The sequence below is a fragment of the Streptomyces sp. URMC 127 genome (assembly GCF_051386535.1).
Taxonomy (GTDB): domain Bacteria; phylum Actinomycetota; class Actinomycetes; order Streptomycetales; family Streptomycetaceae; genus Streptomyces.
Genome location: NZ_JBPQTW010000368.1, coordinates 1 through 3,526, shown reverse-complemented (window position 1 = coordinate 3,526; position 3,526 = coordinate 1). Strand labels below are relative to the sequence as shown.

Sequence of the window (3,526 nt, the reverse complement as noted above, 5' to 3'; positions counted from 1 at the left end):
GTCCTCACCCCCGCACCGCCCCCGCACGGACGGCAACCCCCTCAACCGCGCGGCGTACCTGCGCGGTCTGACGGCGGCGCGGGGGTGAGGACCGAGCCCGGCCGGGCCGGGGCCGGGCCGATCCGGCCGACCCGCCGGGTCACGGCGTCCCGGAGCGGTGCCCGAGCAGGGCACGGCACACCCGTGCGAGCGCGCACACGTGCTCCGCGGCGGACAGCAGCCCGTCACCGGGCCCTTGCGCGAGGACCCGCTCCGCGCGGCTGAGCAGTGACCGGCGCAGGGCGTGCCCGGCCCACGCGGGGTCCATGGCGGCGGCCTGCGCTTCCACGACGGGGATGAGCTCCCGGACGTGCCGGCGCAGACGCCCTTCCAGGGCGGCCAGCTCGTGGTGCGTGGGCAGCACGGCGTGGCAAGCGAAGGCTTGTTCGGTATCGCCGGCAATCCGGAGATCGTCGGTCTCCCGGCCGTCCGGTGACTTCGTCTGCATGGGAGTCCCTGAGTGCTGAGTGGCTGAGGCGGCACTGACGCTACGGGCGCCGTACGCGCACGCTCGATGGCGCGGTGATGCAACTCCGATGCAATTACGGGGGCTCAGGGGACCCCTTCGGCCGGTCGGCCAACCGGTGAGCGTGGTCGGCGCTACGGTCGGCGAGCGAGCAGTCACCGATGTCAGGGGGCGCATGGATGGCCGGCAAGAGGGTGCCCAACCCGAAGATCAGAGCCGTACGTGAGGAGCGGTTCCACATGAGCCGCTCGGAGTTCGCCGACCTGATCAACCAGCAGGGCGCGCGGATGGGCGAGAACACCGGCTGCACGTCCCGGGTCGTCGCCACATGGGAGGACGGTGACGTGGGCTGCCCGCGGCCCGTGTACCGGCGGATCCTGGCCGCGCTCACCGGCGAGAGTCTGCTCGCCCTGGGCTTCTCTTCCCCGCAAAGCCCGGGGCGGCGTACGGTCTTCACGTCGGATCGGGTCGACGGCCAGGAGCAGGGAGTGGACCGGCGAAGTTTCGTCTCGGGGCTCGCGGCTCTGGGATTCTGCCCCGAGCGCGGTACGCCCCGGCGGATCGGGGCGACCGAAGTGAGGACCGTCCGGCAGACCGTGCGCAAGCTCAAGCAGTTGGACGAACGGATGGGCGGCGACAACCTCAGCGTGGATGCCCGCCGGGCCCTGGGCGCCCTCAACCGGCTCATCAATACCGCCCGGTATGCCGAGCCCACCGGCAGGAAACTGCGCTCGGCCTACGGCGACTTGGCCGTGCTCACCGGTTGGCTGAGCTATGACGCCGATCGCGTGGAGGACGCCTGGGCCTACTACCACCAGTCGCTGTACCAGGCCCGCATGGCGGAGGACCCCGAGGTCGAAGTCCACGCGTACGCACAGATGTCCATGGCGGCGGCGCGCAACGGGATGCCCCGTGACGCCGTGGACCTGGCCAGGATGGGGCAGCGCGTGAGCGCCCGCCACGTGCCGCCGCGGCTGATGTCGCTCCTGACGCTGCGCGAGGCCTGGGGCTGGGCCCGGTTGGGGGACTCCAAGGAGTGCCGGTCGGCCCTCGCGCGGGCGTACAGGGCGTTCGATCACGGGCCCTCGGACGAGGACCCTTCGTGGATCGACTTCTATTCGCTGTCGGAGCTGGACGGGCTCGCCGCCACGTGCCACGCCGCGCTCGGCGAGACCGCGGTGGCTCAGCGGCTGACCGAAAAGACCCTGGCGACCATGAGCCGCAGGTACGGCCGCAACCGGGCCTGGTACACGGTGGTGCTGGCCGAGGTGCACCTGCGGAAGGGAGACGTCCATGACGCCTGTGAGGTGGCCCGGGGCGCGCTGCCGCTGATCGCGGAGGTCTCCTCGGCCCGCACCACGGCCCGGCTCGCGGCCTTCCGCAGCAACGTGGCAGAGCACAAGGACGATGTTCCGGTACGGGACTTCCTGGCGGAATCCCGGCCCCTCGTGGCATGAGAGAAGGGGGAGAGACATGGCTGACCTGAAGCTGCGCCGACTGGACGGCAAGGAAGCCGACGGTGAGCGCGAGGTGCTGGCCGACGTCTACGAGGAGGCCTACGCCGACAAGCTGGACGGCGCCTTCCGCTCGCGGGCGGCCTTCCTGGACCGGCTCTCGGCCTACGTGCAGCGGCCGGGCTTCGAACTGGTGGCGGGGGAAGACGGCGGCACACTCGCCGGGTACGTCTTCGGCTTCGTCATCGCGCCCGCCGGATCCTGGTGGGGCGGCTTCCGCGGGGAGGTCCCGGAAGAGGTGCGCCGACTGACCGGCCAGGGCAAGGTCTTCGCGATCTCGGAGCTGATGGTGCGACCGGCCTGGCGCCGCCGGGGCGTCGCTCGCCTGCTGCACGACGAACTGCTCGCGAGCCGCGACGAGAAACTCGGAACCATCCTGGTCGACCCCGGAAACGTCCCGGCCCGGTCCGCCTACTACGCCTGGGGCTGGGAGAAGCTGGGGGAGATCCGTCCCTTCGACAACTCCCCGGTCTTCGAGTCCCTGATCAAACAGCTCTGACCGGACCGTCCTGGCGCTCGGTGAGGCGTGACCGGTACCCGCGGCGTTCACGGAGGAGACCGGGGCGAGGACCTTCGCCGTGATCGAGCTGGCCGTCGGCAAGCCCTGGCGGCGGCGCGGCATCGCGGCCGGGTTGCACGCCCGGCTGCTGGACGGCGTCCGGGCCGAGCGGGCCGCCCTGACTATGCGCCCGGAGCCGGAGGCCGCCGCAGCCCGGTGCGCCTACGCGGCGTGGGGGTACCGCAAGGTGGGCCGGTGGCGGCCGGGGGCTGAGGCTCCGGTGTACGACGCGATGGTGCTCGGCCTGCGGTGAATGCCGACGGCACGCCCGGCCGGGCCGGGGCACCGTCAGCCGCCGGGGAGGGCGTGAGGTCGCCCGTCGTCGAAGCGCCACCCCGTTGTGTCCGTCAGGCCACCGACCCCGCCCCCTCCCGCACTCCGCGGTGGATCGGCGTCTGCGCCCCCGTCAGCGGGGCGCCCGTCCCCCCGTGCCGCACGGCGACGATCTCCGCCGCGATGGACACGGCGGTCTCCTCCGGGGTGCGCGCCCCGAGGTCGAGGCCGATCGGGGAGCGCAGCCGGTCCAGCGCGCGCTCGCCGACGCCTGCCGCGCGCAGCCGCGCCAGCCGGTCCTCGTGCGTGCGGCGCGAGCCCATCGCGCCGACGTAGGCGACGGGCAGCCGCAGGGCGCGCTCCAGCAGCGGCACGTCGAACTTCGGGTCGTGGGTCAGCACGCACAGGACCGTCCGGGCGTCGAGCGCCCCGGCCGCCTCCTGGGCGTCGAGGTAGCGGTGCGGCCAGTCGACGGCGACCTCGTCCGCCTCGGGGAAGCGCCCCGTCGTCGCGAACACGGCCCGCGCGTCGCACACCGTGACGTGGTAGCCGAGGAACTTGCCGGCCCGTACGAGCGCCGCGGCGAAGTCCACCGCCCCGAAGACGATCATGCGCGGGGGTGGCAGGCACGACTCCACGAAGAGCGTCACGGGATCGCCGCAGCGGGCCCCGGCC

At 73.0% G+C, this 3,526-nt stretch carries 5 protein-coding genes; 3 read left to right on the top strand and 2 right to left on the bottom strand.

Annotation, left to right across the window (positions count from 1 at the left end):
• Nucleotides 1–139: 139 nt before the first annotated feature.
• Nucleotides 140–487: a DUF6415 family natural product biosynthesis protein gene (locus ACSNOH_RS34020; protein WP_436725312.1), complete on the bottom strand. Its 348-nt coding sequence runs from the start codon at nt 485–487 to the stop codon at nt 140–142.
• A 197-nt stretch (nt 488–684) separates the two neighbouring features.
• Here ACSNOH_RS34020 and ACSNOH_RS34015 point away from each other — a divergent pair, with 197 nt between their 5' ends.
• From ACSNOH_RS34015 to ACSNOH_RS34005, 3 genes are all read left to right on the top strand, one after another.
• Nucleotides 685–1,962: a hypothetical protein gene (locus ACSNOH_RS34015; RefSeq protein ID WP_436725311.1), complete on the top strand. Its 1,278-nt coding sequence runs from the start codon at nt 685–687 to the stop codon at nt 1,960–1,962.
• Between the two features lie 16 nt (nt 1,963–1,978).
• Nucleotides 1,979–2,518, top strand: a complete 540-nt coding sequence (locus ACSNOH_RS34010; RefSeq protein WP_436725310.1) for an N-acetyltransferase family protein — start codon at nt 1,979–1,981, stop codon at nt 2,516–2,518.
• A 79-nt stretch (nt 2,519–2,597) separates the two neighbouring features.
• The gene (locus tag ACSNOH_RS34005; protein ID WP_436725309.1) at nt 2,598–2,831 is read left to right on the top strand and encodes a hypothetical protein; all 234 of its coding nucleotides are present in this window, start codon (nt 2,598–2,600) and stop codon (nt 2,829–2,831) included.
• A 94-nt stretch (nt 2,832–2,925) separates the two neighbouring features.
• On the opposite strand, the gene ACSNOH_RS34000 is transcribed toward ACSNOH_RS34005, so the two are convergent.
• On the bottom strand, nt 2,926–3,526 hold a 601-nt coding region (locus tag ACSNOH_RS34000; protein ID WP_436725308.1), incomplete at its 5' end, for an XdhC family protein.